Source organism: Paractinoplanes maris (genome assembly GCF_023544465.1).
In the GTDB taxonomy this organism is placed as follows: Bacteria; Actinomycetota; Actinomycetes; order Mycobacteriales; family Micromonosporaceae; genus Actinoplanes; species Actinoplanes maris.
This window is the reverse complement of sequence record NZ_JALPVL010000015.1, coordinates 320,565-333,848: the sequence shown is the minus strand read 5'-3', so window position 1 is coordinate 333,848 and position 13,284 is coordinate 320,565. Positions and strand designations below refer to the sequence as shown.

16 protein-coding genes are annotated in these 13,284 nt (G+C 70.1%); 3 read left to right on the top strand and 13 right to left on the bottom strand.

Annotated elements, in window-relative coordinates; genetic code table 11:
• Window positions 1-410 precede the first annotated feature (410 nt).
• A complete protein-coding gene (tyrS, locus tag NAG42_RS38120) occupies window positions 411-1,667 on the bottom strand; it encodes a tyrosine--tRNA ligase (RefSeq protein ID WP_250037209.1) in 1,257 nt (418 codons plus the stop codon).
• Between the two features lie 84 nt (window positions 1,668-1,751).
• Between tyrS and NAG42_RS38115 the strand changes: the two genes are divergently transcribed.
• A complete protein-coding gene (locus NAG42_RS38115; RefSeq protein ID WP_250037208.1) occupies window positions 1,752-2,501 on the top strand; it encodes a polyphosphate kinase 2 family protein in 750 nt (249 codons plus the stop codon).
• On the opposite strand, the gene NAG42_RS38110 is transcribed toward NAG42_RS38115, so the two are convergent.
• The 9 genes from NAG42_RS38110 to NAG42_RS38070 form a co-directional block, all read right to left on the bottom strand.
• A complete protein-coding gene (locus tag NAG42_RS38110) occupies window positions 2,498-3,154 on the bottom strand; it encodes an adenylate kinase family protein (RefSeq protein WP_250037207.1) in 657 nt (218 codons plus the stop codon). The two genes, NAG42_RS38115 and NAG42_RS38110, sit on opposite strands and share 4 nt — an antisense overlap.
• A 1-nt stretch (window position 3,155) precedes the next feature.
• Window positions 3,156-3,755: a hypothetical protein gene (locus tag NAG42_RS38105; RefSeq protein ID WP_250037206.1), complete on the bottom strand. Its 600-nt coding sequence runs from the start codon at window positions 3,753-3,755 to the stop codon at window positions 3,156-3,158.
• 52 nt (window positions 3,756-3,807) lie between these two features.
• Entirely contained in the window at window positions 3,808-4,293 is a 486-nt protein-coding gene (locus NAG42_RS38100) for a type II toxin-antitoxin system PemK/MazF family toxin (RefSeq protein WP_438872502.1), read from the bottom strand.
• Between the two features lie 38 nt (window positions 4,294-4,331).
• Window positions 4,332-5,105, bottom strand: a complete 774-nt coding sequence (locus NAG42_RS38095; RefSeq protein WP_250037224.1) for a CAP domain-containing protein — start codon at window positions 5,103-5,105, stop codon at window positions 4,332-4,334.
• A 200-nt stretch (window positions 5,106-5,305) separates the two neighbouring features.
• Window positions 5,306-5,935 carry a DNA-3-methyladenine glycosylase gene (locus tag NAG42_RS38090; RefSeq protein WP_250037204.1) on the bottom strand — a complete coding sequence of 210 codons (630 nt, stop codon included), beginning with the start codon at window positions 5,933-5,935 and terminating at the stop codon, window positions 5,306-5,308.
• Between the two features lie 57 nt (window positions 5,936-5,992).
• Complete coding sequence (locus tag NAG42_RS38085) at window positions 5,993-6,652, bottom strand: response regulator (protein ID WP_250037203.1); 660 nt, start codon at window positions 6,650-6,652, stop codon at window positions 5,993-5,995.
• Window positions 6,649-7,806 carry a sensor histidine kinase gene (locus tag NAG42_RS38080; protein WP_250037202.1) on the bottom strand — a complete coding sequence of 386 codons (1,158 nt, stop codon included), beginning with the start codon at window positions 7,804-7,806 and terminating at the stop codon, window positions 6,649-6,651. Before NAG42_RS38080 ends, NAG42_RS38085 begins: the two co-directional genes overlap by 4 nt.
• A complete protein-coding gene (locus tag NAG42_RS38075) occupies window positions 7,803-8,648 on the bottom strand; it encodes a CPBP family intramembrane glutamic endopeptidase (protein ID WP_250037201.1) in 846 nt (281 codons plus the stop codon). Before NAG42_RS38075 ends, NAG42_RS38080 begins: the two co-directional genes overlap by 4 nt.
• Window positions 8,649-8,725: 77 nt before the next feature.
• Window positions 8,726-8,956, bottom strand: a complete 231-nt coding sequence (locus NAG42_RS38070; RefSeq protein ID WP_250037200.1) for a hypothetical protein — start codon at window positions 8,954-8,956, stop codon at window positions 8,726-8,728.
• Window positions 8,957-8,962: 6 nt separating this feature from the next.
• Between NAG42_RS38070 and NAG42_RS38065 the strand changes: the two genes are divergently transcribed.
• Both NAG42_RS38065 and NAG42_RS38060 read left to right on the top strand, forming a co-directional pair.
• Window positions 8,963-9,727 carry a RibD family protein gene (locus tag NAG42_RS38065; RefSeq protein ID WP_250037199.1) on the top strand — a complete coding sequence of 255 codons (765 nt, stop codon included), beginning with the start codon at window positions 8,963-8,965 and terminating at the stop codon, window positions 9,725-9,727.
• A 43-nt stretch (window positions 9,728-9,770) separates the two neighbouring features.
• Entirely contained in the window at window positions 9,771-10,325 is a 555-nt protein-coding gene (locus NAG42_RS38060) for a hypothetical protein (RefSeq protein ID WP_250037198.1), read from the top strand.
• A 499-nt stretch (window positions 10,326-10,824) separates the two neighbouring features.
• On the opposite strand, the gene NAG42_RS38055 is transcribed toward NAG42_RS38060, so the two are convergent.
• The 3 genes from NAG42_RS38055 to NAG42_RS38045 are packed head-to-tail and all read right to left on the bottom strand — an operon-like array spanning window position 10,825 to window position 13,284.
• Window positions 10,825-11,580, bottom strand: a complete 756-nt coding sequence (locus NAG42_RS38055; RefSeq protein ID WP_250037197.1) for a hypothetical protein — start codon at window positions 11,578-11,580, stop codon at window positions 10,825-10,827.
• Window positions 11,581-11,638: 58 nt separating this feature from the next.
• Window positions 11,639-12,454, bottom strand: coding sequence for an ABC transporter permease (locus NAG42_RS38050; RefSeq protein WP_250037196.1), 816 nt, complete (start codon window positions 12,452-12,454; stop codon window positions 11,639-11,641).
• Entirely contained in the window at window positions 12,451-13,284 is an 834-nt protein-coding gene (locus NAG42_RS38045) for an ABC transporter permease (RefSeq protein WP_250037195.1), read from the bottom strand. The genes NAG42_RS38050 and NAG42_RS38045 overlap by 4 nt, the downstream gene beginning before the upstream one ends.

Genomic DNA, 13,284 nt, shown 5'->3' with positions numbered 1-13,284 from the left:
AACCGACACCCCTATCCGAAGAAAGGAGTAAGCCGGCCGGGGTATTACTAATTGGCACTGGCTTATCAAGCACCCTGTTGAGTTCTCAAAGAACAACCACACCCGGTCAACCGCCCCGGGGCACTCGGTAAACTTTACTCGGGCTTTTCCTTTTCGTCAAACCCCGGTAATCCGCCGGAAATTCGCGATCGGAACTGCTCGAGCCCGCAGAAATCTACACCAGCTATTGCTGAGGTATTTCTCTGGGGTTCCTCCAGGACGGCCGCGCCGGGCCTCTGAAGAGTCCCGCTCGCTCGCCCGTCTCCCTGGCGGCTCGGTAAACATTACAGGGCCGTCCCATGGACGCCAAATCGGCCCCCTGCGAACCACGTCACAGGGGGCCGGGGACCGAGAAACCTCAGGTCAGAGGCCTAAGAGCCGAACTCCACGCCGGCGAACGTGCGCTTGCCGCGACGCAGCACCAGGAACTTGCCGTGCAACAGGGAACTGAGCGGAGGCACGGCCTCGCCATCGGTGATCCGCTCGTTGTTCACGTAGGCGCCGCCCTCGGTGATCGTGCGCCTCGCCTCGTTCGCGCTCGCCACCAAACCCGACTCCTTGAGCAACGACGTGTAATTCGGCAGCTCCCCGCGTACGGAAAGAAGCCCGGCCTCGCCCAGAGCCGCCCGCAGCGTCTCGGGGGAAAGCTGGTCGAGGGAACCTCGGCCGAACAACGCCTGGCTGGCCATCACGGCCTGCTGTGCCTCGGACTCGCCGTGGACCAGGGCAGTCATCTCCTCGGCCAGCGCCCGCTGGGCCAGCCGGGCCTGCGGGCGGTCGGCGGTGGCCTTCTCCAGCTCTTCGAGCTCCTCGCGGCTCTTGAAGCTGAAGTAGCGCAGGTAGTTGTTGACGTCGCGGTCGTCCGCGTTGATCCAGAACTGGTAGAACGCGTACGGCGAGGTCATCTCGGGGTCGAGCCAGACCGCACCGCCCTCGCTCTTGCCGAACTTGGTGCCGTCGGCCTTGAGCACGAGCGGGGTGGTGAAGGCGTGCACCGGACCGGCCCCGCGGCGCCGCACGAAGTCGACGCCGGCCGTGATGTTGCCCCACTGGTCGGAGCCGCCGAACTGCAGCGCACAGCCGTGGCGCTCATGCAGCTGGTAGAAGTCGTTGGCCTGGAGCAGCTGGTAGCTGAACTCGGTGAAACTGATGCCGCTCTCGAGCCGGTTGCGCACCACGTCGCGAGCCAGCATTTTGTTGACCGGGAAGTGCTTGCCGACGTCGCGCAGGAACTCGATGACCGACGTCGGGCCGGTCCAGTCCAGGTTGTTGACCAGCGTGGCCGCGTTGTCGCCGTCGTAGGTGACGAACGGTGCGAGCTGGGCCCGAATGCGCTCGACCCAGCTCTGCACCACCTCCGGTGAATTGAGGGTGCGCTCGCTCGACTCGCGCGGGTCGCCGATCTGACCGGTGGCCCCGCCGACCAGCAACAGCGGGCGGTGGCCGGCGCGCTGGAGCCGGCCAGCCGTGATGACCTGCATGAGGTGACCGACGTGCAGCGACGCGGCGGTGGGGTCGAAGCCCACGTAGAACGTGATCGACCCGCCGGTCAGTGCCGTGGCCAGCGCGGCCGGGTCGGTCGAGTCCTGGATCAGTCCACGCCATGTCAGGTCGTCTACGAGAGTCACCAGGCGATTGTCCCGCACCACCCGGCCGCGACGACACCGGGTTTGGACGCTGCGAAACGTGAGCGACAGGACCATGCTGTACGGATGAGTCGCTTGGGTAGCGGTGATCCGCCGATCGAGATCTCGAAGAAGAAGGCCGTGGCCCGGCTCGAGGAGGCCCAGAAGCGGCTGCTGCGGCTGCGGCTGCTCCTCGGTGGTCAGATCGGCGAGCAGAAGATCGGGCCGCCGCTGTGCTGCGTCTTCGAGGGCTGGGACGCATCGGGCAAGGGCGGGGCCATCAAACGGCTGGTCGCTCCGCTCGACCCGCGGTTCGTCCGGGTCTCCCAGTTCGCCGCACCCACGTACGACGAGAAGCGTCACCACTTCCTCTGGCGTTTCTGGCCGAAGCTGCCCGGCTGGGGCGGGATGGCCGTGTTCGACCGGTCCTGGTACGGCCGGGTCCTGGTCGAGCGGGTGGAGGGTTTCGCAACCAAGGAGCAGTGGTCGCGGGCCTACAACGAGATCGTCGAGTTCGAGCGGACGCTCGTGCACGAGGGCATGATCATGGTCAAGTTCTGGATGCACGTCTCCCCGGAGGAGCAGCTGCGCCGCTTCGAGGACCGGTCGGGCGACCCGCTGCGGCAGTGGAAGCTCACCGATGAGGACTGGCGAAATCGCGAAAAGCGCCCGGCGTACGAGGCCGCGATCGAGGAGATGCTCGAGCGCACCGACCCGACGTGGGCCCAGTGGCACGTCATCCCGGGCGACGACAAGCACTACGCGCGCTTCGCGGTGGTCGAGGCGGTCTGCGACGCGATCGAGGCCGAGCTGACCAAGCGCGGCCTCAAGTACTAGCCCGCGGCCGGCTTGTAGGGCGGCAGCCCGAGCGTGTCGCGGATGGACTGCTGCACCACGTCGGCCGACGGGCAGGCGTCGATGTCGTGGATGAACTCCTTGCGCGCGAAGATGTCCAGCACCGGACGGGTCTTCTCGTGGTAGTCGCGCAGCCGGGCGTCGAGCGCCTCGGGGGTGTCGTCGGCCCGGGTGATCAGCTCGTGGCCGCAGATGTCGCAGCGGCCCTCAACCTCGGGGCGGTCGGCGATCAGGTTGTAGTCCATGCCGCAGTTGGGGCAGAGCCGGCGGCTGAGCACGCGACGGCGTACCTCGTCGTCGGGGATCTCGAGGTGGATGACGCCGTCGATGTCGTAGCGCTCCATGAAGAACTCGGCCTGCCGCCCGTTGCGCGGGAAGCCGTCGATGACGAAGCCGTAGTTCCAGTCGTGATTGTCGAGGCGCTCGCGGACGACCGACTCGACCAGGTCGTCGCTGACCAGCTCGCCGGCGGTCATCGTGCGGCGGACCTGGGCGCCCAGTTTGGTGTGGTTCTGCACGTTCCACCGGAAGATGTCGCCGACCGAGATGTGGACCAGGTCGAGGTCGGTGCAGAGCAGCTCGCTCTGGGTGCCTTTGCCGCTGCCCTGCACTCCCATGATGACGAACTTGCGCATGTCAGCTCTCTCCGTCGGCCGCGCCGATGCGCAGCGGGCCGGGCGCGGCGCGCCCGGTCAGGGTGGTCGGGTCGATGCTCCAGGCGTTCGCCACGGTGAGCACATCCTTCTCGCCCACCAGGACGGTCGTCTCCTCGTCGAGGACGCCGGGCAGGCCGGCGTCGCGTTCGGCCGGGTCGGGCTCGCCGTGCCACGACGTGACCTCGCCGGTCTGTCCCACATACCCGAAAGTGCGGATCAGCTCACCTGCGGCGGCCCGCTGCCAGCGGTGCAACTCGGTGACCCGGTGGGTCGCGAAGAACTGCACCTCGGTCGCGAGCACGGTGGAGAGCTCGACGACGTCGACCGAGATGTCGGGCCGCAGCAGCCACCGGCCGGTGGCGAGCACCCACAGCTCGTCGCGGGCGCCGGTCAACGGCGGGGTGACCGCCACCCGGTCGTCGGTGAGGTGGGCCAGGTCGATGCCGTCACGCCACGGCACGGTGCCGAGGTCGCGCAGGCCGAGGGCGGCGATCACGGACTCCGGGCCCGCCTCCGGCCCTTGACGGACGGCGAGCCAGGCTTGCTTGCCGCCGAAACCCACCATTACGTCCTTATCCATGGCGTCAACGCTATCCGGCCGACGCGCATGGCTGTCCAGCAACGGTCGCCGTTCAGCGCCAGCCGTACTCCTGGCGTAGCCGAGCGGCGACCTCATCGAAGCGGGAGCGGTCGAGGATCGCGCCCTCGCGCCGGATGCCGTCGTGGTCGACCTCGATCACCCGGTCCAGGCGGATCCAGCTCGGGCGGTCCTCGCGGTCCCAGGCGCCGGTGCCGAGCGGGAGCCAGTTGTGCTCGCCGTCGCGGCGGTCCTTCGACGACAACATGAGGCCCAGGACCGTACGCCCGGAACGGCCGACCACCAGGACGGGGCGGTCCTTGCCCTGGGTGGGGTCGTCCTCGTACGGGACCCAGGTCCACACGATTTCGCCCGGGTCGGCGTCGCCGTCGAGATCGGGGCAGTATTCGATCTGGCGGCCGCGCTCGTGGGTCGGGACGTGGCGCGGCCGGGATGGCGACGCGGTCGGCTGGGGGGCTTGCGCCGGGACGCGAGCGGGGGCGACAACGTCCGCCACCCGGCGCAGGAGGGACTTGAGAATCTTGACCACGGGAGCACTCTAGGCCGCGGGCTCCCCGGTCAGTTCACGAAGTCCTGGGTCATCCAGGTGACGCCCTTGCCGTCGCGCACGATGCTCAGGCCGATCCGCTTGAAGTCCGGGTTGAGCAGGTTCTTGCGGTGGCCGTCGTTCGGCGGCACCTCGGCCAGCATGCTGTCGGTCAGGCCGTTGGCCGCCTTCACCTTGGCCGAGTCACTGGAGGCGCTGGAACCGAAGCCGATGTTCTCGCCGGCGCCGGACCACTTCACGCCCTGCGCGCTGAACCGGTCGCCGAGGCCCTTCTCGCCGGAGCACTGATGCGACAGGCCGCAGCCGTCGATCATCAGCTGGGTGTGGATGGCGGCCGCCCGGGAGAGGTTGGTGTCGAGGCTCAGCGTGCCCAGGCCCTCGGCCTTGCGGGCGGCGTTGATGTGGGCCAGCACCTGCTCGGCGACCGAGCCGCTGGTCTGCGGGGCCGGCGTCGAAGGCTTCTTCGTCTTCTTCTTCGTCGGCGCCGGCGTCGGCTTCTTGGTGGTCGGCTTGGGCGCCGGCGGCTTGCTGGTCGGCGCCTTCGACGTCGGGGTGGCCGACGGCGAGGTGGAGGCGGACGCCGACGGCGAGGGGGCCAGCGTGGGCGCGGCCGTCTCCTCGGGGGCCGGCGTGCCCGTCTCGGCGGCCAGAGCACCGGTGTTCACCGTGGTGGTCGTCTCGGCCTTGGCGTCCTGGGTGAGCCCGGCGACAGTGAAGCCGCCGCCGATCACCACGGCGGTGGCGCCGGCCACCAGTGTGTAACGGAAGCGGGCGGCAGCGGACATCGACACGGGGAAGGTCACCTCAGGCATAGGGGGACAGCGCGACCCCACTATGCGTGGTCCCGGCGGCGTGCTCAGCCTGGCTAATCAGGCCTTAAGGTTCGGCACACGGAGATCTAAAGATCGAACCCTTTCGTGATCTGCCGAGGATGGCGCCGCGGCCGACCTGTACGTCCATCAGGTCTCCGGCATGCAAGTAGGGGTCAGGACATGCCTCCAAGGTCTTTCCTGCCGCTTCGTGGGACGTGGCGACGGTAGGCGCTGACGGTCGGGTCACCGGCGATGGAGAATCGCCACGCCAGATCGTGAGCGGCGGTGACGCCTACACGCGGGCCGGCTACGACGCGTTCGTCCGGGACCGGCTCCGTCGGAGGATGCAGGGTCAGCGGGCCCGTGCCGTCAACCACCGATGTCCCATAGGCCGTGAGCGGCAGACCCAGCGCCTCGACGAGGCGCGCCGGCCCGGAAGCGAGATCGATATCGCGCTTTGCCGCAGGCCGCCGCGAGCGGGCGACGTCGGCACCGCCCACGACCTGCCCGGCGCGCAGGAGGACTGCCGCAGGCTCCCCCGCCGGTCCGCACGTCACATTGGCGCAGGTATGCAACCCGTATATGCGGTAGAGATAAAGGTGACCCGCCGGTCCGAACATGACCGCGTTACGTGGGGTTCGCCCTCGATGGGCATGGCTGGCGGGATCGCCGCCCAGGCCCGCATAGGCCTCGGTTTCAGTAAGCCGGATCGTGACGCCGTTGGCGACCGCCAGCCAGCCAAGGAGCTGGCGCGCGGTATCGGCGACTGCGGTGGCGGGAGCGTCGAGCCAGGCATACGTCACGTTTCCAGCAAAGCAGAAGGCCCCCGCATGCCCCCGGGCGGTGGCTCAGCGAGGCGCTCAGTTCACCAGGCCTCTGCGGTAGGCATAGACCACTGCCTGCACGCGGTCGCGCAGGTCGAGCTTGGTGAGGATCCGCGATACGTACGTCTTCACGGTCTCGTGGCTGATCACCAGGGTCGCGGCGATCTCGCTGTTGGACCGGCCGTCGGCGATCAGGCGCAGCACCTCCAGCTCGCGCGGGGTCAGCGGCGCGTCCGGTGGAGTGTGCTCGGCGGGACGGATCCGCGCGGCGTACCGGCCTACGAGCTGCCGGGTCACCTCCGGAGCCAGCAACGCGGCACCGGTCGCGACCGTACGGATGCCGTGCAGCAGCTGCGCCGGTGGGGCGTCCTTGAGCAGAAATCCGCTCGCTCCCGCGCGCAGTGCCTCGTAGACGTACTCGTCGAGGTTGAACGTCGTCACCACGAGCACCTTCACCGGGTGGGTCACCCCGGCGCCGGCCAGCAGGCGGGTCGCCTCGATGCCGTCGAGCACGGGCATCCGTACATCCATCACCACCACGTCCGGCCGCAGCCGGCCGGCCAGCTCGACCGCCGCCCGCCCGTCCCCGCACTCGCCCACCACCTCGAGGTCGGGCTGGGCACCGATGATCGTGGCGAAGCCCGTACGGATCAGCGGCTGGTCGTCGCAGACCACCACCCGCAGCGACGCGGTCACGACGGGCTTCCGCTGGGGATGCGGGCTCGCACGACGAAGCCGCCGCCGGTCTGCCGGCCCGCGCTGAACTCGCCGCCGAGCACCGCAACCCGCTCCCGCAGCCCGGCCAGGCCCCGCCCGCTGCCGCCGAGGGACGCGCCGCCCGGACCCGGGCCGCCGTCGGTGCTGACCTCCACGGTCGTCTCCTTCTCGCCATGGCGCACATGCACAGTGGTGCGGCTGCCGTAGGCATACTTGAGGGCGTTCGTCAGCGCCTCCTGCACGACTCGGTAGGCCGCGACCTCGGCGCTGCCTGTGCTCGCCGCTGGTGTGCCGCCCTCGGTGAACTCGACCGGCTGCCCGGCCAGCCGGGTCTGTTCCACCAGGGTGTGCAGCTCGCCGACGGACGGCAGGCGCGGCTCGGTGCTGTGGTCGGGGTTGAGCAGATCGAGCAGGTGCCGCAGGTCCGTGATGGCCCGCCGGCCGGTGCCGGTGATCGCGGTCAGGGTGTCGTCGAGACGGTCGGGGCTGGCGGTCAGGTAGCGCGCCGCCTCGGCCTGCACCACCATGGCGGTCACGTGATGGGTCACGACGTCGTGCAGTTCGCGGGCGATGCGGGTGCGTTCGGCGGTTCGGGTGGCCTCGGCAACGTGCCGGCGCTGCTCCGCCTCGGCGGCCCGGGTTCGCCGCATCCAGGCCCCGACGCCCCAGGCGATGGCCAGCGCGAGATAGAACGTGACGAAGTCGGCGACGGTCTCGATCGATCCGCTCCGGCTCAGCGCCACAGCCAACGGGACGTACGCCACGGAGAGGAGCACCACGGTGGTACGCCGGTGGCGTTCCTGGTGCAGCGCCGTGCTGAGCAGGGCGATCGGCAGGGCAATGCTCGCGACCGTGTGGTAGGCGCGGAGCTGATCGATCGCGAAGCCGAGCGAGACCAGGGCGACGCTGAGGGCGGGCCGGCGCCGTCGTACGGCCAGCGGCAGGCACTCCAGGGCGACCACCAGCGCCGTCAACGCGTCGAACGGGCGGGTCGGCAGCTCGCCGAGCTGCGTGCCGCGTTGGTGCAGCGCCGGCACCGTCGACAGGAGGATCAGCAGCAGCGCGAACGGAAGGTCCCGGACGGTGACGTCCCAGTGCCGCCACCGCTCCGGGACCCGCCGGAGGTCGATCATCGGGAAACTGTAGCGGTCGCCGCCGGTTCCCCGGCCGCGCGGCGGCGACGCGGGACGATGTGACCGCGGCGGTGGGCCAGCCACATGAACACGACGGTCATCGCCACACCCGCCGCGACCGCGTACAGGCTCGCCTCGGGACCGAAATCACCGCCGGTGACCACGGCCCGGCCCGACGTTGTGGCGTCCAGCAACCCCTTCGACTCGCCGTTGCCGGAGACCACGACACTGAAAACGGCCCCGGCGGCGAGGTTCCAGCCGAAGTGCAGACCGATCGGCACCCACAGGTTGCGGGTGGCGGCGTAGCAGGCGGCGAGCATGAAACCGGCCTCGATCGCGATGGCGGTCGCGCCCCACAGGGTCGCGTCCGGGTTGAACAGGTGCATCAGGCCGAACACCACGCCGGTCAGCAACAGCGAGATCCAGGTGCCGATCCGTTCCTCGATGACGCGGAACAGCACGCCACGGAACAACAGCTCCTCGGTCACCGCGGCGGCGGCCATGAACCCGACCAGCCCCAGCGCACCGGTCACCGAACCCAGGCCGTGGACGTGGACGTGGTAACCGTCGAGGAAGGCGACGTTGGCGATGACGGCCGCGAACATCCCGGCCCCGATCAGTGCTCCCCGGCCGAGCCGCGCGACGGCCCCAGCACGGGCCACCTCCGTGGGTGCGCGGTGTTCGGTGCGCCGGACCACCCACGCGTAGACCACGACGGCGAGCACCGCTGTCACGAGCCCGAGGATCAGGGTGAGCCACGGGTTTCCCTGCACCGCGCCGACGCCCTGACCACCGATGAAAGCGACCGCCGCAACTGCCAGGAACTGCTTCACCAGACGCATGTCGACTCCTCCTTGGGGCCGGCGGCTCCAGCGCCGCGGGCTGCCCTGAACGCTATGGATTCGTCGCGCCGGAATCGTCACCGCGCGGTGGACACTCTCGGGTAGCTCGCACGGGGGACAGGGTCGAACAAACCCTGCTCAGCGCCCCGGTCCGGGCCGAGGTCGATGCGCAGCTGCTCGCGGGTGACGCCGTTGCGGGTCATGAAGCCTGGGATGTCGCCGCCGTGGGTCCAGTAGCCGCCGCAGGAGTTCTGCGTCCACACGATGCCCAGGCCGCGCCGGAAAGTGTCGTAGGCCGCTGCTACCAAGGAGGCATGGACAAGCCTCGGGTGGTCGTGTCGGTGACAACGTCGGTCGATGGGCGGGTCAGTCTGCGGCGTGATCGCCCGCTGATGCCCACCGACGACGGCAAGGTGTGGGAGACGTTGCGGCCGCCCAGTGCCCCGGGTGTCGAGGAGGCGCGGGCCGCGTTGCTCGAGCGGCTCTACTCCCCCACGGTCACCCTGGAGGGCAGCGGGTCGATGGTGCCGCCCTCGGCCGGGCCGCTGACCGGGCTGCCGCCGGCGTCCGCCTCCGCCTCCGCCTCCGCCGGGGAGCTGTACGAGGATTTCGTGGCGGTGGACGCCTCGCGGTGGTTCACGGTGGTCGACGGGCGGGGGCGGGTCCGCTGGACGATGAAGGAGGCCGGCGGGCAGCATCTGCTGGTGCTGGTGTCCCGGGCGACGCCGGCCGCCTATCTGGCGTATCTGCGCCGGGAGGAGATCAGCTATCTGGTCGCCGGCACCCAACGGGTCGACCTCGGGGCCGCGGTGCGGCGGATGCGCTCGCTGCTCGGTGTCACCTGCGTGGTGTCGACCGGCGGCGGTGAGCTGAACGGCGCACTGCTGCGGGCCGGCCTGGTCGACGAGATCCAGCTGATCGTGCTGCCCGCCGCGGTGGGCGGCAGCGGCACGCCGGGGCTGTTCGACGGGCCGGCACTGGCCGACGGTGAGCTTCCGACCCGGCTGCGTCTGCTGTCGTCGCAGACCGAGGCCGACGGCACGCTCTGGCTGCGTTACGAGGTGGTGCGCTCTCGCTGAAAACGGCCTCGCGCGGGCGGCCGGGCCGCTAGCGTCCGAACTGATGATTCCGCAGCGGTGGTTGATCGTTTGCAGCGCCATGTGCTCCGCCGGCCTGCTGTGGTCGGCCGTGCTCATCGTGGCGCTGGTGGCCGGGGTGAGCCTGGTGCCGACCGCGTGGGCGGTCGGCGTGGCCGCGGCGCTGACCGTGCCCGGGGTGATCGCCGGCGTGGTCGGCAATCGCTGGTATTACCGGACCACCCGCCCGCGGACCCGGTGGAGCCTGACCTCGTGGGTGCCGCCGCACGTGCCGCACTGGGCGAGCGTGCTGGCCGGGGTGTTGTTCTTCGCGTTCTGGCTGGCTGTGGTGGTGGCTTTCGCCGGGCTGGACGGCGACCCGGAACTCCGCGACGGCCAATACGTGCTGACCCAGGACGGCCGCACGACGGTGGTGACGGAATCCGACTACTCCCACCAGAGCGACCTCGAGCAGCAGATCTCGCTCGGCGTGCTGGGCGCGCTGGCCGTCGGAGCCACCTTCATGACCGGCGCCATCCTGACCCACCACGCGGCTCCCCAGCCGACCGAGACCCAGTCGGCCGGCCTGCCGCTGGCCTGACCGGCCGCCCACCCGTGCGCCTCGGCGCTCGACGTCTGGCCGGCGCTTCCACGCCCAACGCAGGCAGCGCCGCAAAGCCCGACGCCGGTCAGAGCGCTTGATACCCGAGCAGGCCGACACAACGCGCGGCGTGGGCCGCGCCGCAACGCCCGGCACCGGTCGGCGTCTCCCGCCCGAGCAGGCCGACACACAACGCCCTGCGTGGGCCACGCCGCCGCAACGCCCGGCACCGGTCGGCGTCTCACGCCCGAGCAGGCCGACACACAACGCCCCGCGTGGGCCACGCCGCCGCGACGCCCGGCACCGGTCGGGTCTTTCATGCCCGAGCGGGCCGGCGCACAACGTTCGGCGCCTGCACGCCCGCACAAGCTGGCGCCACAACGCCCGGGTAGTCCAAGGCGCGATCGGCGCAGGCCGGCGCCTCTCCGGCAGCACAAGCCGGTGCCACGCCGCGTCACAACGCCCGGCGTGAGTGGGCGCCTCGCACGGGCCCGCGTCTTTACGCCAGGCGGAGGCCGTCGTCGATGGCCCAGCGGAGGAAGTCGTGTGTTTGCCGGCCTCGCTCGGTGGGGTCGGTGTAGGTGGTCGGGTCCTGCGGGCGCTCGCGGATGCGCAGGGCGTCGATGCCGAGGGGGCGCCAGCGGGGGTCGAGCTCGGTGACGATGTAGCGGCCGGCGCCGCTTTTGGAGGTCAGCTCGTCCTTGGTCAGCAGGTGGTGCAGGCGGGCGACGCCGAGCACGACCCACAGCACTGACGGCTCGTGGCGGCCCAGCTCGGCGACGTCGCCCTCCTCGATCTGGGTGAGGATCGACCGCCAGTAGGTGTCGAGGTTGGTGCGGGTGAACTCGCGCAGCTCGGCCTGGTCGGTGTGCACGGGCGGCAGGTCGCCGCGGATGGTCACGGCTCGGTGGGCCAGTTCGTGCCACGTGACCGGGTTGATGTCGATCTTGCCTTGGGGATCGAACTTGCCCTGGAAGAAGACGGGGCGGGGGCCGACGGTCAGCGAGGAGACGGCCAGGTCGGCGGGCGAGCAGTGGAAACCGTCGAAGACGACCTCGGGGTGCCGCGCCTTGGTGGCCTCGTGGGCTTCGGCCAGGGCGGTGTGGTCGGGTGGCTCGCCCCACACGCCGACGAAGTCGACGTCGCTGCCGGCGAAGAACTCGCCCCAGCCGAGCGAACCGTGCAGGAACAAGCCGGTGAGCGCATCCGGCTGCCGGGTGTCGATCTCGGTCAGAAACGTGCGGGCGACATCCACGCGGGGCACCCTAGCGGTTCGGGCCGGCCAAGCCGGCAGCACGGACACGACGATGCGGTCACGTACGGCTGGCACCCGCCGCCGGACCGGCCAGGCGCTGGGCCAGCCAGACGGGCAGCACTGACACGACGATGAGGACGGCCGCCACCACGTTGACCACCGGGGCCTGGTTGGGGCGGAACAGGTTGTTGAAGATCCAGATGGGCAGGGTCTGGATGCCGGGTCCGGCGGTGAACGTGGTGACGATGATCTCGTCGAACGACAGGGCGAAGGCCAGCAGGCCGCCGGCCAGCAGGGCCGAGCGCAGCAGCGGGAACGTGATGTAGCGGAACGTCTGGGTCGGTGAGGCGCCCAGGTCGGCTGAGGCCTCCTCGAAGGACACCCCGCTGCGGCGCAGCCGGGCCAAGACGTTGTTGTAGACGGTGACCACGCAGAACGTGGCGTGACCGACGATCACCGAGAACAGGCCCTTGCCGATGCCCAGCGGGGCGATCACCGAGCGCCAGGCACTGTCGAGCGCGATGCCGGTGACGATGCCGGGCAGGGCGATCGGCAGCACGATGAGCAACGACACCGTGTCGCGGCCGAAGAACTTGAAGCGCTGCACGGCGAAGGCCACCATCGTGCCCAGCACCAGGGCGATGGCCGTCGCGCCCAGGCCGGCTCGGACCGAGGTCCACAGGGCGTCGCGGGCGCCGCCGTTGCGCCAGGCGGCCGACCACCACTGGGTGGTGAAGTCGTGCGGGGGCCAGGCGAACGTACGGTCGCCGTTGAACGAGTTGACCAGGATGAGCAGCAGCGGCAGGTAGATGAAGAGCAGGCCGAGGGCCATCACCGTGCGCAATGCCCAGCGGCCCCAGATACTCAGCGTCACAGCTCCTCCAGGGCGCCCGAGCGGCGGACCGCGGTCAGGTAGACGACCATGATCAGGACGGGGACGGTGGCGATCGCCGCCGCGAAGGGCAGGTTGTTGGCCGCGCCCACGTTGGCGTACACCAGGTTGCCGATCAGTTGGGTCTTGCCGCCGACGATCTGCACGGTGATGTAGTCGCCCAGCGACAGCGAGAACGTGAAGATCGAGCCCGCGAAGATCGACGGCACCAGGATCGGCAGGACGATCCCGCGAAACGTACGACCGGAGCGCGCCCCCAGATCGGCCGACGCCTCCAGCAGCGAGTCGGGCAGCCGTTCCAGCCCGGCGTAGATCGGCAGGATCATGTACGGCAGCCACAGGTACGACAGCACGATCACGACGGCGAACAGGCCGTAGCCGGGCGTGCCGACCAGCGTGTCGAGCGGGCCGCCGTTGGCCAGCAGAACCCGCCACGCGTACGCCTTGACCAGGTACGAGGCCCACAGCGGGGTCAGGATGGCGATCACCAGCCAGTGCCGGGCCCGCGGCGACGCCACCTTGGCCATGTAGACGGCCATCGGCAGCGCCAGCAGGACGCAGATGACGGTGACCGCGACGGCCACCCCGAGGCTGCGCAGGGTGACGTTGCGGTAGACCTCCTCGGTGACGATGGTCCGGAAGTTCTGCAGCGAGAACTCCCGGACCACCTCGCCGGTGAACCCGTTGACGGTCCAGAAGGCCGAGACCAGCAGGACGGCCAGGGCCCCGAGGTAGGCGACAACCAGCCACAGCATGGGCGCCGAGAGCAGCGCGGCCAGGCGCAGCCGCGGGTGCCGGTGGAAGAAGGACAC

What these genes read in the sequence shown, in the direction of transcription:
- NAG42_RS38115 (WP_250037208.1), top strand. Translation starts at nt 1,752, where the DNA reads ATGAGTCGCTTGGGTAGCGGTGATCCGCCGATCGAGATCTCGAAGAAG.
- NAG42_RS38110 (WP_250037207.1), bottom strand. Translation starts at nt 3,154, where the DNA reads ATGCGCAAGTTCGTCATCATGGGAGTGCAGGGCAGCGGCAAAGGCACC.
- NAG42_RS38105 (WP_250037206.1), bottom strand. Translation starts at nt 3,755, where the DNA reads ATGGATAAGGACGTAATGGTGGGTTTCGGCGGCAAGCAAGCCTGGCTC.
- NAG42_RS38095 (WP_250037224.1), bottom strand. Translation starts at nt 5,105, where the DNA reads ATGTCCGCTGCCGCCCGCTTCCGTTACACACTGGTGGCCGGCGCCACC.
- NAG42_RS38080 (WP_250037202.1), bottom strand. Translation starts at nt 7,806, where the DNA reads ATGATCGACCTCCGGCGGGTCCCGGAGCGGTGGCGGCACTGGGACGTC.
- NAG42_RS38075 (WP_250037201.1), bottom strand. Translation starts at nt 8,648, where the DNA reads ATGCGTCTGGTGAAGCAGTTCCTGGCAGTTGCGGCGGTCGCTTTCATC.
- NAG42_RS38065 (WP_250037199.1), top strand. Translation starts at nt 8,963, where the DNA reads ATGGACAAGCCTCGGGTGGTCGTGTCGGTGACAACGTCGGTCGATGGG.
- NAG42_RS38060 (WP_250037198.1), top strand. Translation starts at nt 9,771, where the DNA reads ATGATTCCGCAGCGGTGGTTGATCGTTTGCAGCGCCATGTGCTCCGCC.